Below are 19,114 nucleotides of genomic sequence, written 5' to 3' on the forward strand. Positions count from 1 at the left end.
GATCCGGTGGAGTACGCAGTTGTGATGAAGGGAATCGTTAAAAGGTTTCCCGGAGTTCTGGCAAACGATCACGTGGATCTCTTCGTCGAAAAGGGCGAAATCCACGCTATCGTTGGTGAAAACGGCGCTGGAAAAACCACTCTCATGAAACAGCTCTACGGCCTTTTAAAGCCCGATGAGGGGGAAATTTACATAAACGGAAAAAGAGTAGAATTTTCCGGTCCCGCTGACGCGATAAAAAGCGGTATAGGTATGGTTCACCAGCATTTCATGCTCGTTGACAACCTGACGGCTTACGAGAACGTGATCATCGGGATGGAACCAAGGAAAGGAATTCTTCTGGATAGGAAAAAGGCGAGGAAAGAAGTTAAAAGACTCTCGGAAGAGTACGGATTAACAATAGACGTCGATATGAAAATAGAGGACATGCCCGTGGGGTTGCAGCAGAGAGTAGAGATCATCAAGACACTCTACAGAGGAGCAGAGATTCTCATCTTAGATGAACCCACCGCCGTCCTCACTCCACAGGAAACAGAGGAACTCTTCGAAGTCTTGAAACGATTGAAAAAGAGCGGGAAAACGATCATATTCATTTCGCATAAATTGAACGAAGTGATGGAGATCTCCGATAGAATCACCGTTATGAGGCAGGGAAGGGTCACAGGAAACCTCATCACTTCACAAACCACACCACAGGAAATAGCGAGATTGATGGTGGGAAGAGATGTTGTTCTCACGGTTGAGAAAAAACCAAAAGAAGCCGGTGAAACACTCCTCAAAATAGAAGATCTCTGGGTCAAGGACAACAGAAAACTGGACGCTGTAAAGGGAGTTTCTTTCGAGGTAAAGAGGGGAGAGATAGTAGGGATAGCCGGTGTTGCTGGAAACGGTCAGTCCGAACTGGTGGAAGCGATCACAGGACTTCGCGGAGCGGAACGAGGAAGAGTCTACTTCAAAGGTGAAGATATAACGGGATACGACCCAAAAAGATTGCGAGATCTCGGAATGTTCCACGTTCCAGAAGATCGACTCAAAAGAGGTTTGATAGTGGATTTTCCGGCATATTTCAACACCATTTTGGGAAGGCACATGATAGAGCCTTTCGTGAAGAGCGGTTTTCTCAACATGAAGGAAATAAAAAGATTTTCAAAACAACTTTTTGAAAAGTTCGATATCAGGCCGAGAAACATAGAACTCCTCGCGGGAAGTTTCTCCGGTGGGAATCAGCAGAAGATCATCGTTGCACGTGAAATGAGTTTCTCCCCCGAACTTCTCGTTGTGGCTCAACCGACACGTGGTCTGGACGTGGGTGCGATAGAATTCATTCACAAAACACTCGTATCGATGAGAGATGCAGGTGTCGGTGTTCTTCTCATATCCATGGAACTGGACGAAATCTTCTCGCTCAGCGACAGAATACTGGTTATGTACGAAGGACAGATAATGGGAGAAGTCAAACCGGAAGAAACCACTCCAGAGGAAGTAGGGCTCATGATGGCAGGTAAAAGACTGGAGGAGATCAGAAGATGAACAACAGGGTGTGGTCATTTCTTGTCCCGTTCTTTTCGGTCATCATAGCACTTCTTATAGCGGCCGTGGTGATCATTCTGATCGGGCAAAACCCCGTGATAGCGTACAAAGCCATGATCGAAGGGGCTTTTGGAAATATCCAGGCTCTGGCCGATACGGTGATAAAAACCACGCCGCTCATCCTAACAGGACTCGCCGTTGGATTTGGTTTCAGAGCAGGGCTATTCAACATAGGAGCGGAAGGACAGATGATCATGGGAGGGATTCTGGCAACTGTCGTTGGAATGCACATGAGAGGAATACCGCCAGCACTCGCTATCCCTCTTACGATGATTGCCGGCATGCTGGGAGGTGCCGCCTGGGCCTCTATAGCCGGTTATCTGAAGGCAAAAACGGGAGCACATGAAGTTGTGTCAACCATAATGCTGAACTGGATCGCAACCTACATATCCTCTTACCTCATCACGGGACCACTGGCAGTGGGATCGGGTACTCCCAAAAGTCCAGAAATCGCTCCTTCTGCCAAACTTCCTCCTATCGTTACAGTTGGCGCTTTAGAAATGACCTCCGGTATTCTGATTTCAATTCTTTCAGCGGTGGTTATATACATCGTTCTGGAGAAGACGAAAACTGGCTATGAGGTGAAAGCAGTTGGATTCAATCCGTACGCGGCAGAATATGGAGGAATAAACATCTCAAAGAACATCGTCATGTGTATGGCAATAAGTGGAGCGCTGGCGGGCCTTGCTGGAGCCCTAGAAGTGATGGGATTGCACCACAGGTTCCTAGGAACACTCTCCGGCGGGAAGGGCTTCGACGGAATCTCGATCGCGCTGATCGGACAAAACCATCCCATAGGCATCATCTTCGCCTCATTTCTCATAGCCGCTCTGAGGACTGGATCGAGCAATATGCAGTTCGTTGGGGTACCAAAACACATTGTCACAATCATACAGGGTATCGTCATATTCCTCGTTGCAGCCGACAGGATCGTTAAAACCCTTCTCAGGTTCAGGAAGGTGAAAAGATGAAAATACTGGAAGTGCTCTGGAACATTTTCTCGAATCCCCTCTTTTACAAGCTCACTCTCACAGCTTCCACTCCTCTTCTTTTCGCATCTCTTGGAGGTGTTTTCAGTGAAGTTACAGGGGTTGTGAACATCGCCCTTGAAGGAATAATGCTCCTTGGAGCGTTTTCTTCGGTGGTGATCACATATTACACCGGAAACGTGTGGCTCGGTTTCTTGCTTTCCATCCCCATAGGGATCGGGTTTTCCTGGTTCCACGCCTGGGCGAGTATCAAATGGAGAGGCAACCAGATAGTGAGCGCGACGGCGTTGATACTGGTGGCGCAGGGTCTGACAGGTTTTCTCATGGAACCGATATTCGGTCAGCCGGGGCAGACACCTTATGTGGGTCGAATCGAAGAGATCACACTACCTGGAATTTCCTCCATTCCTTTCATCGGAGAAGCCATCGGAACCATCAGTCCAATAGTTCTCATAGCCTTCGCAATGGTCTTTTTTGCGTGGTTTCTGATCTACAAGACCCCACTGGGTCTCAGAATGAGGGCAGTAGGTGAAAATCCCGAGGCTGCCGATACTCTCGGTGTTGACGTCTTCAAAATAAGGTACTTCGGAGTTCTCATGAGCGGTGCTCTGGCGTCCATGGGAGGAGCGTTCCTTTCCATAGGAGAGGTCGGTAACTTCAGGGAACTCATGACGGGAGGAAGGGGCTTCATTGCCCTTGCGGCCATGATCCTTGGAAACTGGAATCCCATAGGTGCCATGTGGGCCTGCCTCATGTTTGGTATGTCAGAAGCTCTGGCCAATCAACTTCAGAGTAGTCCCATTCTCAACGTACCTGCTACGGCAAAACCGTTGTTCAATCTCTTTCCGTTCGTTGTTACCCTCGTTGTCGTGGCTGGCCTGATAGGAAGAACAAGACCACCAGCAGCCGATGGTGTTCCCTACGAAAAAGAAGAGTAAGACCTCATGAAATCCAGGACCAGCTTCGTTGCTCTCACATCATCCTCGTTGTACAGGAGCATCTGCTTTAGAAGCTCCTCGTTTCTCGTTTTTTTCCATTTCTCATAAAGCCGCAGTATTTCATAACCATTCAGGGACGTTCTCCAATCGTACCCCAGATACTTAGCGATTCTTTTGAGCGAGTAGGACATAACAGGAAAAACGAAATGATTCCTCAGGATCGAGAACACATCGAGAAAATTCATCCTTTTGTTTCTGCCGATCAATGAAATCAGCTTTCTCTTCTCCGGTCCATGATAGTGATAGAAAACACTCTCATCGTCCAGAGAATTCAAAAATGCGATCAGATCTCCTTGATCCTCTTCCAGAAAATATCTGTACTCATCACCTATTAAAAACCCATAGAGAAAATCCCTCTCTTCTGACGGATGATACTCTATGTCAACTATTGTTCCTTCTGGAAGATCCTCCGGAGGGGTTATCATTATCACTCTATTCTCGAGAAACGCCCTCGCCGCCATAACGAATCTTTTTCCTTTCTCTTTTCCAAATACCTTTTCCAGGATTCTCTGGTCCGCCTCCGCGAGATCTTCCAGCGTTTCTATACCCATTCCATAGAGAACCCTGTACGTTTCTTCTCCTATCCCGTTCACCAGAAGCAAACTCTTCTCTTCAAAAAACTTCCCTTCGCAATCTTCGAGGAAATCACAGTATCTACAGTGTCTTCCCACTCTGGGGTGAGGATCATCATCTATTGTCAACATTTCTCTCAAAACATCTTCGACGATGGGTATCAGATTTTTCCAGTTTTCCATCTTTCTTGAGAAGCTGTCAGATACGATCTCCACGCCCGAAACTTCCAGGCCAGCCCTTGAGAAAACCAGGGCATGATAAGCGCTCTCAAGGATGTATTTGTCTTTAAACCTTTTTGCGCTCTTTCTCAGAATAATTCTCCATCCATCCCTGTCTTTCACAATCAGATCGGGATTTGAAACCAGTTCATGACCCTCAAACTCACACACGATCACAGGATTTTCGAGCGGGAATCCAGCCTCCATTAACTCCTCCGAAAAGTTCGGAGAAACCTCTTTTGAAATTTTTTTTGAAAGGTAATATCGCCTTGGGCACACCAAGAAATTTTCTACATCCTCGTAGCTTATTGTCATCGAATCCTCCCTCCACATTTTCAACGTGGTAGAATATTTCTGAAGTTTATTATACTGACAATTGGGGGTGCTCAACATGGATGAACGCACGGAACTTTTGAAAAGAATAGAGGAACTGGAAGAGAAACTGCGGCAGTGCCAGCAGAGAGAGCAGGAGCTCGAGGCTCTGATAGAAGAATACAACGAAGTCATGAAGAAACAATTCCAGGTGTTCGACGATTTCTTTGAAAAGCTGGGAACTACAAAAATGATCGATCCACTGACAAGAGTGTACGCGAAAGACCATTTCCTGAGACTCCTATCTTATCAACATCAGAGGGCCTTCGAAGAGAACACACCTTACACGATATTCTTTGTGAAAACAAAGGTATCTAAGAATGAAAGAGAAAAAGCGCTGATGAAGATAGGAAAAATTCTCAAAGAATGTGTGAGAGTACCCTTAGACAGTGTGGGCAGATACTCCGATGATACTTTTGCACTCTTCGTAATCGGTGTTGGAAAAGAAACGGCCCCGAATATAGAAGAGAGAATAAAAAATCACATCGAAAGTATAGGAGGCATCGAATACTCGATTGCATACAAAAGCTATCCTGAAGATTTCATGGATCTGGAAAAGGCGATCCTTGATCTTGAAAAGGCGGTGGCTTGATTGGGTAAACTGGTCGTTCAGGGTGGCGCCGTTCTCGAAGGAGAAGTGGAGATATCGGGTTCAAAAAACGCTGCTCTTCCAATAATGGCAGCAGCGATTTTGTGTGATGAGGAGGTAATTCTCAAAAACGTACCGAGACTCCAAGATGTCTTCGTCATGATAGACATCCTGAGATCCATTGGATTCAGAGTGGAATTCGAGGAGAACGAACTGAAGATCAAAAGAGAAAACGATATCTCACAGGAAGTGCCTTACGAACTTGTCAGGAAGATGAGGGCGTCCTTCAACGTGCTCGGTCCGATCGCTGTGAGAACTGGAAGGGCGAAGGTTGCTCTTCCAGGTGGGTGTTCCATAGGAGTCAGACCTGTGGACTTTCATCTTGAAGGCCTCAAAAAAATGGGATTCTCGATAAAAGTGGAACATGGCTTTGTTGAAGCCTGCTTTGAAAGAAGAATCGATTATGTGACGATTACCCTTCCTTTTCCAAGCGTTGGTGCCACGGAGCACCTGATGACCACAGCGGCTCTCTTAAAAGGTGCCCGTGTAGTGATTGAAAACGCCGCAATGGAACCTGAAATCGTAGACCTTCAAAATTTCATAAACAGAATGGGTGGACATATTGAAGGAGCCGGAACCAGCCGGATAGTGATTGAAGGCGTGGAGAAAATGCAGGGAGTTGAATACAGCATCATTCCCGATCGAATAGAAGCTGGAACGTACCTGGTAGCCATCGCAGCAAGTCGTGGAAAAGGTCTGGTGAAGAACGTAAACCCGGATCACCTCACAAACTTTTTTGAGAAACTGGAAGAAACAGGGGCGAAACTTAAAGTTCTTGGAAACGAAGTAGAGATCGAAATGAGAGAAAGACCAAAAGCGGTGGATGTTACAACGAATCCGTACCCTGGTTTTCCCACGGATCTTCAGCCTCAGATGATGGCGTATCTATCGACAGCGTCGGGAGTCTCGGTTATAACCGAAAACGTCTTCAAAACGAGGTTCTTACACGTGGACGAGTTGAAAAGAATGGGAGCGGACATAGAAGTTTCTGGAAACGTCGCCATAGTGAAAGGCGTTGAAAAACTCAGCGGTGCCCCCGTTGAGGGAACGGATCTCAGGGCAACCGCTGCCCTTCTCATAGCGGGAATCATAGCAGATGGAGTCACTGAGATAAGCAACGTCGAACACATATTCAGAGGTTACGAAGATGTCATAGACAAATTCAGTGAACTGGGAGCAAAAATCGAGTATGTTGAAAAAGAAAATTGAAAGAATAAAAGAGATCGAAACCACACTGTGGGGCAACCTTGAAAAATGCGAACTCTGTCCTCGAAAATGCGGTGTTGATAGATACAGAACCACCGGTATCTGTGGACTACCCGCCAGAGCGAAGATATCCAACGCGGTTCTTCACTTCGGTGAAGAACCTCCCATTTCTGGAAAGACGGGTGCGGGTACGGTGTTCTTCAGCGGTTGTAACATGAAATGTGTATACTGTCAAAACATGGGATTCAGTCAGAAAGGGATAGGAACAGAGGTTGAAGTGGAAGACCTTGCGGAGATATTCTTGATCCTACAAAAGCACGGTGCGAAGACCCTGAATCTTGTCACCCCCACACCACACCTTCCGTTCATAATCTCAGCCCTGAGAATCGCCATTGAAAACGGATTGAACCTCCCCATCGTCTACAACACCAGCGGATACGAAGATCCTGAGATTCTCAGACTTTTAGAAGGTGTCGTTGATATCTATCTTTCCGATGTGAGATATTCGGACAACGAAGCTTCTAAGAAGTACTCAAAAACCCCGGATTACTGGACAGTTGTTCAGAAGGCCATCGTTGAGATGTTCAGACAGGTGGGAATCTTCGATGAAGAAAAAATGAAAGGTCTCATTGTGAGAATTCTTGTTCTTCCTGGAAACGTGGTGGATTATTCTGAAATTTTTTCTTTCCTTTCAAGCTTGTCCACACGGATTCCTCTCTCCATAATGAATCAATACATCCCTCACTTTGACGCCCAGAAATTTCCCGAAATAAGCAGGAAACTGAACCAGAACGAATACGAAAAAATTTTAGAACTGGCTGAAAGATACGGTTTTACCGAAGGATGGTATCAATCTGAAGAAAAAGAGAGAGTAACCACCAGAGGCCTGAAGGAAATCTCCGAAAAATTGCAATTTTTAAGGTTAAAAACCCATAATTCCTATTAAACAGCCAAAAAAGGAGAAAATAACAGATATCCGACCTTGATTTTAAATTATTTCCTGCATATAATTAATGTGAACATAATATTGAGATCCAAAAGGAGGAATCGAAGTTGAAATACAACTCACCAAGAATAAAAATCCTCAACAAAAAGAGCATTCTCAAAGTGATTCACGAAAACCATCCCATTTCCAGATCGGACATATCGGAGGTCACAGGGCTCACGCCGAGCAGTGTAACAAGACTCACGAAAGAACTAATAGATGAAGGTTATATAAGAGAGATCGGTACAATGGGAAAAAATTCTCCTGGAAGAAGAAGAATTCTCCTCGATCTAAGAAAGAACGCCTTTCTGAGTTTAGTCTTCGATATAGGAGTGAATATAACGACCTACGGTATTGGATTTTTCGATGGAGAAGTGGAACCAAGGGGAACTTTCAACACACCAAAGGAACCAGTGGAATTCTTCAACATAGTCAAAGAAATCTACGAACGTATCTCAGGTGAATATAGAATTTCAAGAATCTCTCTTTCCGTTCCAGGAATGGTGGATATGGAAGAAAAGAAAATACTTCTTGCCCCAAACCTCGAGTGGGAGAACGTGAACATAAAAGAGCTCCTCAAAGTCGACGTTCCTGTTCTTGCAGACAACGAGGCGAATCTTTCCATGCTCGCAGAAAAGTACCACTCAGAAGATCTGAGAAACGTGAAAGAAGCCGTTTTTATCATCATTAGAGAAGGTGTTGGAACGGGATTGATGATCGATGGAAAGATCTTCAGAGGGCCTTCCTTCACAGCGGGTGAAGCAGGACACATGACAGTGAACATGTACTCCGACAGGCAGTGCCACTGCTCTAACTGGGGTTGCTGGGAGCTCGTTTCTTCGATCAACTGGACGATCGAGCAGTACGGGAAAGAACTACCTGGAAAAAACGCCATAGAGAAATTCCAGGCACTGAAGCAGAGAAACGATGCGAAAAGAATACTGATGAAATTTGCGGAAAACATAGCGGTCGGCATCGTGAACCTGGTGAACATATTGAATCCTGAACTCGTGATCCTTGGTGGGGAAGTCGTCGATCTTGGTGATAGTTTTCTCGATATTGTAAAAGACTTTGTCCATCAAAGAGCTTTGAAGGCCGCTGTGAAAGATCTGAAAATCAGGACTACGGAATTCAGAAACATCAGTTCTAACCTCGTGGGTGCGGCCGTATTGGCTGTCGAGGACATAATAGAAGAAGTCAAATGAAGGAGGTGGCAACATGTTCAAAATTTCGTTCTATCTTCCAACGGAGATCATTTTCAGGGTGGGAGCGGTGGACGAACTGGAAAGGAAGGCAAAAGAACTCGGAAAAAAAGCACTGATCGTGACAGGACGATCCAGCACTAAGAAGACTGGCCTTTTGCAGAGGGTGGTAGATCTTCTCAAGAAAGCGGGAGTGGAAAGTTTCGTCTTCGACAAAATAGTTCCCAACCCGATATCGGATCACGTCGATGAGGCTGCAGAAATCGTGAGAAAAGAGAAGATAGATTTCATCATAGGACTTGGTGGAGGAAGTCCCATAGACAGCGCAAAAGCGATCTCTATCACCGCTCCGAACGAAGGAAAGTTCTGGGATTACGTTCCCGTAGGTGGTGGAAAGATTCCAGAAAAATCCATCCCCGTTGTTGCTATACCCACCACACACGGAACGGGAACCGAGGCAGACCCATTTGCGGTGATTACAAATCCTCAAACGAAAGAAAAAGTGGGAATAGGCTATAGAAACACCTTTCCCGTTCTCTCCCTTGTGGATCCTGAAGTGATGAAGACACTACCGAAAGACCAGACCGCGTACACCTCTATGGATGCGTTCTATCACGCCATAGAAGCCTTCCTAAACGTAAATGCGAATCCTTACTCGGATGTTCTTGCCCTGGACGCCATGAAAAGAATCGTGACTTACCTTCCCGTTGCTTACGAGAATGGAGAAGATATGGAAGCCAGAACGAATCTCGCCTGGGCCAGTACTGAAGCAGGAATTACAGAGACTCTGACTGGTGTGATCGCAAACCACGCGCTGGAGCATGGTCTCAGTGGTTTCTATCCAGAAATCACCCATGGTCTTGGTCTGTGCATCACAGGTCCGTACCTGTTCGAGTACATCTTCGATCACGCCTACGAGAGACTCGCCATCGTTGGAAGGGAAGTGTTTGGCGTTTACGAAACAGACGATAGAAAAGCTGGAAGGCTCGCTATCAAGAAACTGAGAGACTTCCAGGAGATGTTCGGTCTCAACAAGAGACTCAGTGAACTGGGTGTGAAAAAAGAGGATATTCCAAAGATGGCAGAAACCGGCTACAGGATACTGAATGGAGTGGTTGTCGTAACTCCCGGTAACCTAACCGCAAAGGATATGGAGGAGATATTCAACAGGTGTTACTGAGGGGGAGATAACTTGGCTTCGAAATTTAAGAAGAGAACTTTCAGAGAACTCGGTCCTTTAGTTGCTCTCGTCAGTCTGGCTGTTTTTACGGCTATCTTGAATCCTCGCTTTCTGACGGCATTCAATCTTCAGGCTCTCGGAAGGCAGATCGCGATCTTTGGCCTTTTAGCTATCGGGGAAACCTTTGTCATCATCTCCGGGGGAGGAGCCATCGACCTCTCCCCCGGTTCCATGGTGGCGCTCACAGGGGTAATGGTTGCATGGCTCATGACTCACGGTGTTCCCGTGTGGATCTCTGTAATTCTCATTCTGTTGTTCTCTATAGGAGCAGGTGCGTGGCATGGCTTGTTTGTCACAAAGCTCAGAGTTCCCGCTTTTATCATCACCCTTGGAACTCTGACGATCGCCCGAGGCATGGCAGCCGTGATCACAAAGGGATGGCCTATCATCGGACTCCCGTCTTCTTTCTTGAAAATCGGGCAGGGTGAATTTTTGAAGATACCGATCCCGGTGTGGATTCTCCTTGCAGTGGCTCTTGTGGCAGATTTCTTCCTCAGAAAGACCGTTTATGGAAAACACCTGAGGGCTTCCGGCGGTAACGAAGTCGCCGCAAGATTTTCCGGAGTGAACGTAGACAGAGTGCGAATGATAGCGTTCATGGTATCGGGATTCCTCGCCGGTGTGGTGGGGATAATCATTGCGGCAAGGCTTTCTCAAGGGCAACCAGGTGTCGGTAGTATGTACGAACTCTATGCCATAGCCTCCACTGTAATCGGTGGAACGAGTCTCACGGGAGGAGAAGGAAGTGTTTTAGGAGCAATCGTAGGCGCGAGTATCATAAGTCTTCTCTGGAACGCTCTCGTTCTTCTCAACGTTTCGACGTACTGGCACAACGTAGTCATCGGAATCGTCATAGTTGTGGCAGTAACTCTCGACATATTGAGAAGGAGACTTGCAAGCAAATAACAGGTGGGTGGGTCATGAAAAGACTTCTGGTTTTTCTTTCGATCTTTTTGACAACAGTTTTGCTTTTTTCAACTGATTCAAAAGTGAACTTCGGGGAGGAAAACGGAGTGAAACTGGTGGCGCTCACTTTCGATGACGGTCCTGATGTAAAACTCACCTCCGCAGTACTGGGTACTCTTGAAAAACACGGTGTTGTAGCTACCTTTTTCGTTGTGGGACAGAGGTTGAACGAAAGTACTCGAGCTATTCTTGAAAGAATGATATCTATGGGATGTGAAATAGGAAATCACTCGTGGAATTATGAACCACTTGACAAAAAAGATCCTGAGACGATAAAAGATTACATCGAACGTACGAAGGATCTCATCAAGAAATACACAGGAAAAGAGCCTCGATTCTTCAGACCACCCAATCTGGCGGTGAGCGATACCATGTTCGATGTGATAAACATGCCGTTCGTGAGCGGCATTCTCGGCTACGACTGGGCGGGATGTGATAGAGATCCCCAAAAGATCGTAAGCAACGTGTTGAAAGACATAAGAGATGGTGCAATAATTCTTCTTCACGACGTACAACCAGAGCCGCATCCGATCGTCGAAGTTCTAGAGATACTGATCCCGGAATTGAAAAAACGTGGATACGGATTCGTCACTCTGAGCGAGCTTTTCAAAAGAAAAGGAGTGAACCCTGAAGATCCGGTGTACAGAAAAAAGATGTGGGTGTATGTGGAATAAAACATCTTTACAAGGGGGTGTTATCATGAGGAAACTTCTGGTTTTTCTTTCGGTTCTCCTGGTTGCTGGTCTGTCGCTGGCTCTCACCATAGGTGTTATCGGAAAATCCGTCCATCCTTACTGGTCACAGGTAGAACAAGGTGTTAAAGCGGCGGGGAAGGCACTTGGAGTGGATACGAAGTTCTTCGTTCCACAAAAGGAAGATATCAACGCTCAGCTTCAGATGCTCGAATCTTTCATAGCCGAAGGTGTAAACGGTATTGCGATCGCGCCGTCCGATCCAACTGCAGTCATCCCCACCATCAAGAAAGCCCTTGAGATGGGTATTCCTGTTGTCACTCTCGATACAGACTCTCCGGACAGTGGAAGGTACGTCTACATCGGAACGGACAACTACCAGGCAGGTTACACAGCTGGTCTCATCATGAAAGAGCTCCTTGGAGGAAAGGGTAAAGTTGTCATAGGAACGGGTTCACTGACAGCTATGAACTCCCTTCAGAGAATCCAGGGATTCAAAGACGCCATCAAGGACTCGGAGATAGAAATAGTCGACATCCTCAACGATGAAGAAGACGGTGCGAGAGCAGTGTCTCTAGCGGAAGCCGCTCTCAATGCCCATCCAGATCTCGATGCATTTTTTGGTGTGTATGCCTACAACGGACCTGCCCAAGCACTCGTGGTGAAAAATGCTGGAAAAGTTGGAAAAGTGAAGATCGTCTGTTTCGATACAACACCTGATATTCTTCAGTACGTGAAAGAAGGAGTTATCCAGGCAACGATGGGGCAGAGACCCTACATGATGGGATACCTGTCAGTCACAGTTCTTTATCTGATGAACAAGATAGGTGTTCAAAACACTTTGATGATGCTCCCGAAAGTCAAGGTTGATGGAAAGGTTGACTACGTGATCGACACAGGTGTTGATGTGGTCACACCAGAGAACCTCGATGAATATTTGAAGAAGATGGAAGAACTCGGAATTCCAATAAAATTCTGAAAAACACGAGGAGGGGTGTTTCCCCTCCTCGCTTTCCGGGGTGATCGAATGGAGATACTGAAAGCAAAGGGCATAGTGAAAAGATTCCCTGGAGTTGTGGCTGTGGACAACGTCGATTTTGAGGTTTACGAAAACGAGATTGTCTCTCTGATAGGTGAAAATGGTGCTGGTAAATCCACCCTCATAAAAATTCTGACGGGTGTCCTCAAACCTGATGCGGGAGAAATTCTGGTCAACGGCGAAAGGGTAGAATTTCACTCTCCGGTCGACGCGTTCAAAAAGGGCATAAGTGTTATCCATCAGGAGCTGAACCTGTGCGACAACATGACTGTGGCGGAAAACATCTTTCTCGCCTATGAAGCTGTCAGGGGACAGAAAAGAACCCTTTCCAGTAGAGTTGATGAGAACTATATGTACACAAGATCTAAAGAACTGCTCGATCTCATCGGCGCCAAGTTCTCTCCAGATGCTCTGGTGAGAAACCTCACCACCGCCCAGAGACAGATGGTGGAAATATGTAAGGCACTGGTTAAAGAACCCAGGATCATCTTCATGGATGAACCCACATCGTCGCTTACTGTCGAAGAGACAGAAAGACTCTTCGAAATCATAGAAATGTTGAAAAGTAGAGGTATTTCTGTTGTTTTCGTTTCACATAGACTGGACGAAGTTATGAGGATAAGTGACAGGATCGTTGTGATGAGAGACGGAAAAAGAATCGGCGTGTTGAAAAAAGGAGAATTCGATGTGGACACGATCATAAAAATGATGGTAGGACGTGAAGTGGAGTTTTTCCCACACGGAATAGAGACCAGACCCGGAGAAATTGCCCTTGAAGTCAGAAACCTGAAGTGGAAGGATAAAGTGAAGAATGTTTCTTTTGAAGTGAGAAAGGGAGAAGTTCTGGGATTCGCGGGACTTGTGGGGGCTGGAAGAACTGAAACGATGCTCTTGGTGTTCGGAGTGAATCAAAAGGAATCCGGAGACATATACGTTAACGGAAGGAAAGTTGAAATAAAAAATCCGGAAGATGCTATTAAGATGGGGATAGGACTCATTCCTGAGGACAGAAAACTTCAGGGGCTTGTTTTGAGAATGACTGTGAAGGACAATATCGTGCTCCCATCACTGAAAAAAATCAGCAGATGGGGGCTCGTGCTCGATGAAAGAAAAGAAGAAGAGATCTCAGAAGACTATGTAAAAAGACTCTCCATAAAAACGCCTTCCATTTATCAAATAACAGAAAATCTATCGGGTGGAAACCAGCAGAAAGTGGTCCTTGCCAAATGGCTCGCCACGAACGCGGATATTCTGATCTTCGACGAGCCAACACGCGGAATAGACGTTGGTGCAAAGGCAGAAATACACAGGATGATCAGAGAACTCGCCGCACAGGGCAAAGCTGTGATCATGATCTCTTCGGAACTCCCAGAAATACTGAATCTCAGCGATAGAATAGTCGTCATGTGGGAAGGTGAAATCACAGCCGTTCTGGACAACAGAGAGAAAAGAGTCACTCAGGAAGAAATAATGTACTACGCATCTGGACAGAAAAAACAGAACGGGAGGGTCGCATAATGAACCTGTACGTGGGACTCGATGTGGGAACGACCGGTGTCAAGGGAATTCTTGTGAACGAGAAGGGAGAGATTCTTGCAACAGCGAATGAAAGACTAACCATGTTCACTCCTCAGCCTGCCTGGGCGGAGCAGGATCCCCTCTCCTGGTGGGAGGCGGTGAAAAAAATATTGAAGAACCTCTCCGACAGATCGAAAGAAATGGGCGGCAAAATAAGAGCGATCTCCACCAGCGGGCAGATGCACAGTCTTGTGGCAATCGATGACAACGGTAAAGTCCTGAGAAACGCTATCCTCTGGTGCGATCAGAGAACATACAAAGAGTGCGAAGAAGCCACCCAGATCCTCGGCGGAGAGGAAAACGTTCTCAAGCTCGTCGGAAATCCCATTTTGCCCGGTTTCACGCTCCCAAAGATACTCTGGATCCGAAAGCATGAACCTGAGATCTACGGAAAAATTTCAAAAATCATGCTGCCAAAAGATTTCATAAACTACATGCTCACCGGTGAGATGAAAACGGAGCATTCCGATGCCTCCGGAACGGTGATGTACAGTGTATCAAAGATGGAATGGAACAAGGACGTATTGAAAGAACTCAACATACCGGAAAGTGTTCTCCCAGAGATAATACCGTCGAACGGCGTGGTTGGAAATGTGAAACCCGAAGTAGCGTCGGATCTTGGTCTCTCCGAAGACACGCTTGTGATAGGCGGAGGAGCTGACAACGCCTGTGCGGCTCTTGGAATAGCCGTCGTAGAACCGGGTGATGTGATGGTGAGCCTCGGTACTTCGGGAACCGTTCTGGCACCCACAAAAGGGGATCAGCCCGATCCAAAGGGTAGAGTCCATTTCTTTGCACACACCGTTCCAGAAACAAGATACCATATGGGTGTGATGCTCTCCGCTACCTATTCACTGGAGTGGTTCAAGGAAAAATTCCTGAGCGAAGATTACGAAACAATCAACGAAGAGGTGGATAAGGTTCCCGTGGGATCAAACGGGATAATCTTCCTGCCGTATCTCAACGGTGAAAGGACACCACACAGAGATCCATTCGCGAGGGGTGTTTTCTTCGGTATATCCTCGTACAACACCAAGTGGGATATGGTGAGAGCCATATTCGAAGGCGTTGCCTTCGGTATCAAAGATTCGTTCGATATACTGAGAGAACTCAAGGTGGATCTCAACAATGTGAGAATCACAGGAGGAGGTTCAAAGAGCAGGGTATGGAACAAAATGCTCGCAGATATGACAGGATTGAGAATACAAAAACCAGCTGTGGATGAAGGGGCGTCTTACGGTGCAGCGATCCTCGCTGTGTCTGGCTCAATGGGAGAAAATCCAGCGAAAATTTCGAAAGAGTGGTTCCGCGTGAAGAGTTACACTGACCCTGTTGTTGAAAACACAGAAATCTACGAAAAACTACACGAGAAATTCAAAAAACTCTACGCATCTCTCAAAGAGATGTTCAGATCTTGAAAAGAGGGCGTTCTGCCCTCTCTATTCTTGAAAGAATGCAAGTAGTTCTTTTCGAGTTCTTTCGAAGTACTCATCCTCAAGTGCCCAGGAAAGTCCGAGTTTCCCATAAAAATCCTTTACGCGCCATCGATAGTGCATGTCGTCGATAAACACGCGATCCACGTGAGGTTTCAACATGCTTGCCAGTTTTTTCGGGTTCATTGGAAGCATGGGACTGATGAAAGCACAGGTCCTTATTCCATTTTCTTTCAGCACCTTCAAAGTTTCCACTCTCTCCTCTATGGAACTCGAGTTGGGCTCGAACATCTTTCGGATTTCGTCGTCATCAGTTGTGACGCTGAGTCCAACCGAGATTCTTCTCATCTTCTTAAACAGATCCAAGTCCCTTAAAACGAGTGTGGATTTTGTGAGAATCATCACCTCGATTTCCAGAAGCGGGAACTCCAGAAAGACTTCGAGACATCTTCGGGTGAGCTTGTACTCTTTCTCGATAGGTTGATACGGATCGCACATGGTGCTCATGAAAACGTGGTGTGGTTTCTTCTTGATGATATCTTTTCTGAGAACTTCGGCTATGTTTCGTTTCACAATGATTTCTAACTTCCAGTTCATCTCTCTGTATCGTCGCGCGTAATCACTTGCGTAACAGTACACACAGGCATTGGTGCAGCCCACGTAAGGGCTGAGGGTGTACCTTCTTTTCGATTCGGAATAAGTCAGCGCACTCCTGACACTCATCTTTTTTACTCTCATCTTCAAAAGGATACCATGGGAAATTCTTTAGAAATTTTCCGATACTGTTTCAGATTTTCACCGGGATGGTGATGTATAATTTCTCGGGAAACCCTACCACATGTTGAATTACTGTGAAAAAACACACAATATGTTGTTTAAAAACAGGAGGGAGAACATGAAATTGTCCGATTTGATCTCAAGGTGGATCGACGTTGAACCTTCAAAAAATGCTCAGATAATTCTCAGAGACAGGTATTTCATGAAGGATCTGGATGGGAATTATCTGGAAACGAAATGGGAAGATGTGGCAAGAAGGGTGGCGAGAGTTGTAGCAACAGCAGAGCTTCTGAACCCATCGTACAAGAAGAACGAAAAACTCGACAGAATAAAGGAATGGGAAGACATCTTCTTCAGAGTTTTGAAGGCGAGACTCTTCATTCCAAACAGTCCCACCCTCTTCAACGCAGGACTCGGTGTGAAGCACGATCTCCTGTGGAAACCCATCGATCAGATGACACTAGAAGATTACGAAGAAATTTACAGATCGAGAAATCATCTTCATATGCTCTCCGCATGCTTCGTAGTACCCGTCGGCGATAGCATCGAAGAGATTTTCGAAGCGGTGAAAGAGTACGCGCTCATAACGAAAGTGGGAGGAGGAGTGGGAAGCAACTTTTCTGAGTTGAGGCCGAAGGGCAGCTTTGTGGCAGGCACACACGGAAAAGCGTCCGGTCCCGTTTCTTTCATGCACGTCTTCAACTCTGCTATCTCTGTTGTGAAACAGGGTTACAGAAGACGTGGAGCGCTGATGGGTATTTTGAACATAAACCACCCCGACATAGAAGAATTCATAGACGCAAAGAAAGAAAACACGGGAGAAGCGGTGCTGAACTTCTTCAACCTCTCTGTTGGATTTCCAATGGACAAGAAAGAGATTCTGAAACTCTACGAAGAAGATGGCGAACTCGAGCTTTCCCATCCAAGAAGCACGATCAGGAAGAAGGTTAAGATCAGAGAACTCTTCAGAAAGATCGCTACAAATGCTTGGAAGAGTGGAGACCCGGGACTTGCCTTCCTCGGAGAGATGAACAAATACTATCCACTTTACCCGCACAGAAAGATCAACTCGACCAACCCGTGCGGTGAAATCGGGCTTTCAGATTACGAAGCCTGCAACCTCGGTTCCATCGATGTTGCAAAGTTCTACAACAATGGTTTTGTGGATTTAGAAGCGCTTCAGGAACTCGTTCAGATAGCCGTTCGTTTCCTCGACAACGTCATCGACGTGAATGTGTTTCCAATAGACAAGATTACAAAAGCGGTCAAAGAGAGCAGAAGACTCGGTCTTGGTATAATGGGATTTGCCGATCTTCTCTACAAGCTCGAAATTCCTTACAATTCTCAGGAAGCTCGTGATTTCGCGGCCAATCTCATGGCTTTCATAGCGCTCCACGCGCACAGAACTTCCTATGAACTTGGAAAAGAAAAAGGAAACTTCCCACTCTTTGAGATCTCGAGGTACAGGACGGAAGACAACTTCGTGCCTTTCGCTATGGGTATGAGCAACTACGACGATGAGATAAGAGAAACCATGAAGATGACAAAAGAGTTTAGAAGAAACGTCGCTCTTCTGACGATCGCACCCACCGGTTCGATCTCGAACATAGCGGACACTTCGTCGGGACTGGAACCAAATTTCCTCCTCGCGTACACCAGATTCGTGACGAAGGAAGACGGGACGAAAGAGCCTCTTCTCTACGTGAACCAGGTGCTCAGAGAGAAGTTGAATCCGGAGATTCTCAAGAAGATAGAGAAAGAACTCATAGAAAAGGGAAGCTTGAAGGATATCCCGGATGTTCCGGAGAAGATAAAGAAAGTCTTTGTGGTCGCACTCGATATAGATCCGATGGATCACCTGCTCATGCAGGATGCTTTCCAGAGGTACGTTGATAACAACATCTCCAAAACAATCAACATGCCTCAGAGCGCAACCGTGGATGATGTTCTCAACGTATACCTTGAAGCTCTCAGAACAAACGTTAGGGGCATCACCGTGTACAGAGACGGTTCTTTACAAACACAGGTGCTGACGAAAGCCTTGAAAACACCGGAGGCTCCAAAGGTTCAGTTCTTCGTCGTCGATGAGAAGCTGAAGCTCCACCCAAGACCGAGAAAAGATACTCTCAGAAGCGTCACGAGAAAGTACAAGAGGCCCGATGGTACCACTTACATAACGATATCTTTCGACGACACGGGAGAAGCAGTGGAGATATTCATTTCCAACGGCAGTGAAATGGCCGAAGCGATAGGAAGACTCTCCTCAATAGCTCTCAGAGCGGGAGTTTCCATAGATGAAATAGTAGAACAGCTTTCGAAGGTGAAAGGAGAGTACTGCAAGGGTCTAGCTGAAGAAATCAAGAAAGCGCTTGAAGACTTCGCAAAACTGTGGCTCAGAACGGGTGAAGAAGCACCAGAGAGTGAGGAAGAACCGATCGAAAGAGAAAAATTCATAGTGGCGCACAACCTCAGATGGCAAAGCGGTTACTACGTGGATGACGAAGGAAACGTGTACTGTCCCGTTTGTCTCTCAAAGAATTCCCTGATAAAGCAAGAGGGATGCGTGAGCTGTAAGAACTGCGGCTGGTCAAAGTGTGAGTGAGGAGA

16 protein-coding genes are annotated in these 19,114 nt (G+C 46.3%); 14 read left to right on the forward strand and 2 right to left on the reverse strand.

Annotated elements, in window-relative coordinates; translation table 11 throughout:
• The first annotated feature begins 6 nt into the window (after positions 1–6).
• From AS158_RS06840 to AS158_RS06850, 3 genes are read left to right on the forward strand one after another with little or no spacing between them, the layout of a single operon-like run.
• On the forward strand, positions 7–1,530 hold the full coding sequence (locus AS158_RS06840; protein WP_008194053.1) for an ABC transporter ATP-binding protein: 1,524 nt from the start codon (positions 7–9) through the stop codon (positions 1,528–1,530).
• Positions 1,527–2,561 carry an ABC transporter permease gene (locus AS158_RS06845; protein WP_004082660.1) on the forward strand — a complete coding sequence of 345 codons (1,035 nt, stop codon included), beginning with the start codon at positions 1,527–1,529 and terminating at the stop codon, positions 2,559–2,561. Before AS158_RS06840 ends, AS158_RS06845 begins: the two co-directional genes overlap by 4 nt.
• Positions 2,558–3,517 carry an ABC transporter permease gene (locus tag AS158_RS06850; RefSeq protein ID WP_008194051.1) on the forward strand — a complete coding sequence of 320 codons (960 nt, stop codon included), beginning with the start codon at positions 2,558–2,560 and terminating at the stop codon, positions 3,515–3,517. The genes AS158_RS06845 and AS158_RS06850 overlap by 4 nt, the downstream gene beginning before the upstream one ends.
• Here the strand turns inward: AS158_RS06850 and AS158_RS06855 are convergent.
• The gene (locus AS158_RS06855; RefSeq protein ID WP_008194047.1) at positions 3,499–4,683 is read right to left on the reverse strand and encodes a TM0106 family RecB-like putative nuclease; all 1,185 of its coding nucleotides are present in this window, start codon (positions 4,681–4,683) and stop codon (positions 3,499–3,501) included. The two genes, AS158_RS06850 and AS158_RS06855, sit on opposite strands and share 19 nt — an antisense overlap.
• A gap of 76 nt (positions 4,684–4,759) precedes the next feature.
• Here AS158_RS06855 and AS158_RS06860 point away from each other — a divergent pair, with 76 nt between their 5' ends.
• From AS158_RS06860 to xylB, 10 genes are all read left to right on the forward strand, one after another.
• Entirely contained in the window at positions 4,760–5,332 is a 573-nt protein-coding gene (locus AS158_RS06860) for a diguanylate cyclase (protein WP_004082673.1), read from the forward strand.
• On the forward strand, positions 5,333–6,598 hold the full coding sequence (murA, locus tag AS158_RS06865; RefSeq protein WP_004082675.1) for a UDP-N-acetylglucosamine 1-carboxyvinyltransferase: 1,266 nt from the start codon (positions 5,333–5,335) through the stop codon (positions 6,596–6,598).
• On the forward strand, positions 6,579–7,541 hold the full coding sequence (locus AS158_RS06870; protein WP_004082677.1) for a radical SAM protein: 963 nt from the start codon (positions 6,579–6,581) through the stop codon (positions 7,539–7,541). Before murA ends, AS158_RS06870 begins: the two co-directional genes overlap by 20 nt.
• 107 nt (positions 7,542–7,648) lie before the next feature.
• Complete coding sequence (locus tag AS158_RS06875; RefSeq protein WP_165304777.1) at positions 7,649–8,785, forward strand: ROK family transcriptional regulator; 1,137 nt, start codon at positions 7,649–7,651, stop codon at positions 8,783–8,785.
• 13 nt (positions 8,786–8,798) lie between these two features.
• Complete coding sequence (locus AS158_RS06880; protein WP_165304778.1) at positions 8,799–9,962, forward strand: iron-containing alcohol dehydrogenase; 1,164 nt, start codon at positions 8,799–8,801, stop codon at positions 9,960–9,962.
• Between the two features lie 12 nt (positions 9,963–9,974).
• The gene (locus AS158_RS06885; RefSeq protein WP_004082684.1) at positions 9,975–10,928 is read left to right on the forward strand and encodes an ABC transporter permease; all 954 of its coding nucleotides are present in this window, start codon (positions 9,975–9,977) and stop codon (positions 10,926–10,928) included.
• Positions 10,929–10,942: 14 nt separating this feature from the next.
• Positions 10,943–11,662, forward strand: coding sequence for a polysaccharide deacetylase family protein (locus AS158_RS06890; RefSeq protein WP_004082686.1), 720 nt, complete (start codon positions 10,943–10,945; stop codon positions 11,660–11,662).
• A gap of 25 nt (positions 11,663–11,687) precedes the next feature.
• A complete protein-coding gene (locus AS158_RS06895; protein ID WP_004082691.1) occupies positions 11,688–12,659 on the forward strand; it encodes a sugar-binding protein in 972 nt (323 codons plus the stop codon).
• 15 nt (positions 12,660–12,674) lie between these two features.
• The gene (locus AS158_RS06900) at positions 12,675–14,237 is read left to right on the forward strand and encodes a sugar ABC transporter ATP-binding protein (RefSeq protein ID WP_081501941.1); all 1,563 of its coding nucleotides are present in this window, start codon (positions 12,675–12,677) and stop codon (positions 14,235–14,237) included.
• Positions 14,237–15,715, forward strand: coding sequence for a xylulokinase (gene xylB, locus AS158_RS06905; protein ID WP_165304779.1), 1,479 nt, complete (start codon positions 14,237–14,239; stop codon positions 15,713–15,715). The genes AS158_RS06900 and xylB overlap by 1 nt, the downstream gene beginning before the upstream one ends.
• A 21-nt stretch (positions 15,716–15,736) precedes the next feature.
• Here xylB and AS158_RS06910 read toward each other — a convergent pair whose 3' ends face one another.
• Positions 15,737–16,453, reverse strand: coding sequence for a DUF5131 family protein (locus AS158_RS06910; protein WP_008194035.1), 717 nt, complete (start codon positions 16,451–16,453; stop codon positions 15,737–15,739).
• A 172-nt stretch (positions 16,454–16,625) separates the two neighbouring features.
• On the opposite strand from AS158_RS06910, the gene AS158_RS06915 reads away from it, so the two are divergent.
• Complete coding sequence (locus AS158_RS06915; protein ID WP_008194033.1) at positions 16,626–19,109, forward strand: adenosylcobalamin-dependent ribonucleoside-diphosphate reductase; 2,484 nt, start codon at positions 16,626–16,628, stop codon at positions 19,107–19,109.
• Positions 19,110–19,114: the final 5 nt, after the last annotated feature.

Source organism: Thermotoga sp. 38H-to (assembly GCF_011057665.1).
GTDB lineage: Bacteria > Thermotogota > Thermotogae > Thermotogales > Thermotogaceae > Thermotoga.

Coding starts and splice junctions, on each gene's coding strand:
- AS158_RS06845 (WP_004082660.1), top strand. CDS start 1,527: ATGAACAACAGGGTGTGGTCATTTCTTGTCCCGTTCTTTTCGGTCATC.
- AS158_RS06850 (WP_008194051.1), top strand. CDS start 2,558: ATGAAAATACTGGAAGTGCTCTGGAACATTTTCTCGAATCCCCTCTTT.
- AS158_RS06855 (WP_008194047.1), bottom strand. CDS start 4,683: ATGACAATAAGCTACGAGGATGTAGAAAATTTCTTGGTGTGCCCAAGG.
- AS158_RS06860 (WP_004082673.1), top strand. CDS start 4,760: ATGGATGAACGCACGGAACTTTTGAAAAGAATAGAGGAACTGGAAGAG.
- AS158_RS06870 (WP_004082677.1), top strand. CDS start 6,579: ATGTTGAAAAAGAAAATTGAAAGAATAAAAGAGATCGAAACCACACTG.
- AS158_RS06880 (WP_165304778.1), top strand. CDS start 8,799: ATGTTCAAAATTTCGTTCTATCTTCCAACGGAGATCATTTTCAGGGTG.
- AS158_RS06890 (WP_004082686.1), top strand. CDS start 10,943: ATGAAAAGACTTCTGGTTTTTCTTTCGATCTTTTTGACAACAGTTTTG.
- AS158_RS06895 (WP_004082691.1), top strand. CDS start 11,688: ATGAGGAAACTTCTGGTTTTTCTTTCGGTTCTCCTGGTTGCTGGTCTG.
- xylB (WP_165304779.1), top strand. CDS start 14,237: ATGAACCTGTACGTGGGACTCGATGTGGGAACGACCGGTGTCAAGGGA.
- AS158_RS06910 (WP_008194035.1), bottom strand. CDS start 16,453: ATGAGTGTCAGGAGTGCGCTGACTTATTCCGAATCGAAAAGAAGGTAC.
- AS158_RS06915 (WP_008194033.1), top strand. CDS start 16,626: ATGAAATTGTCCGATTTGATCTCAAGGTGGATCGACGTTGAACCTTCA.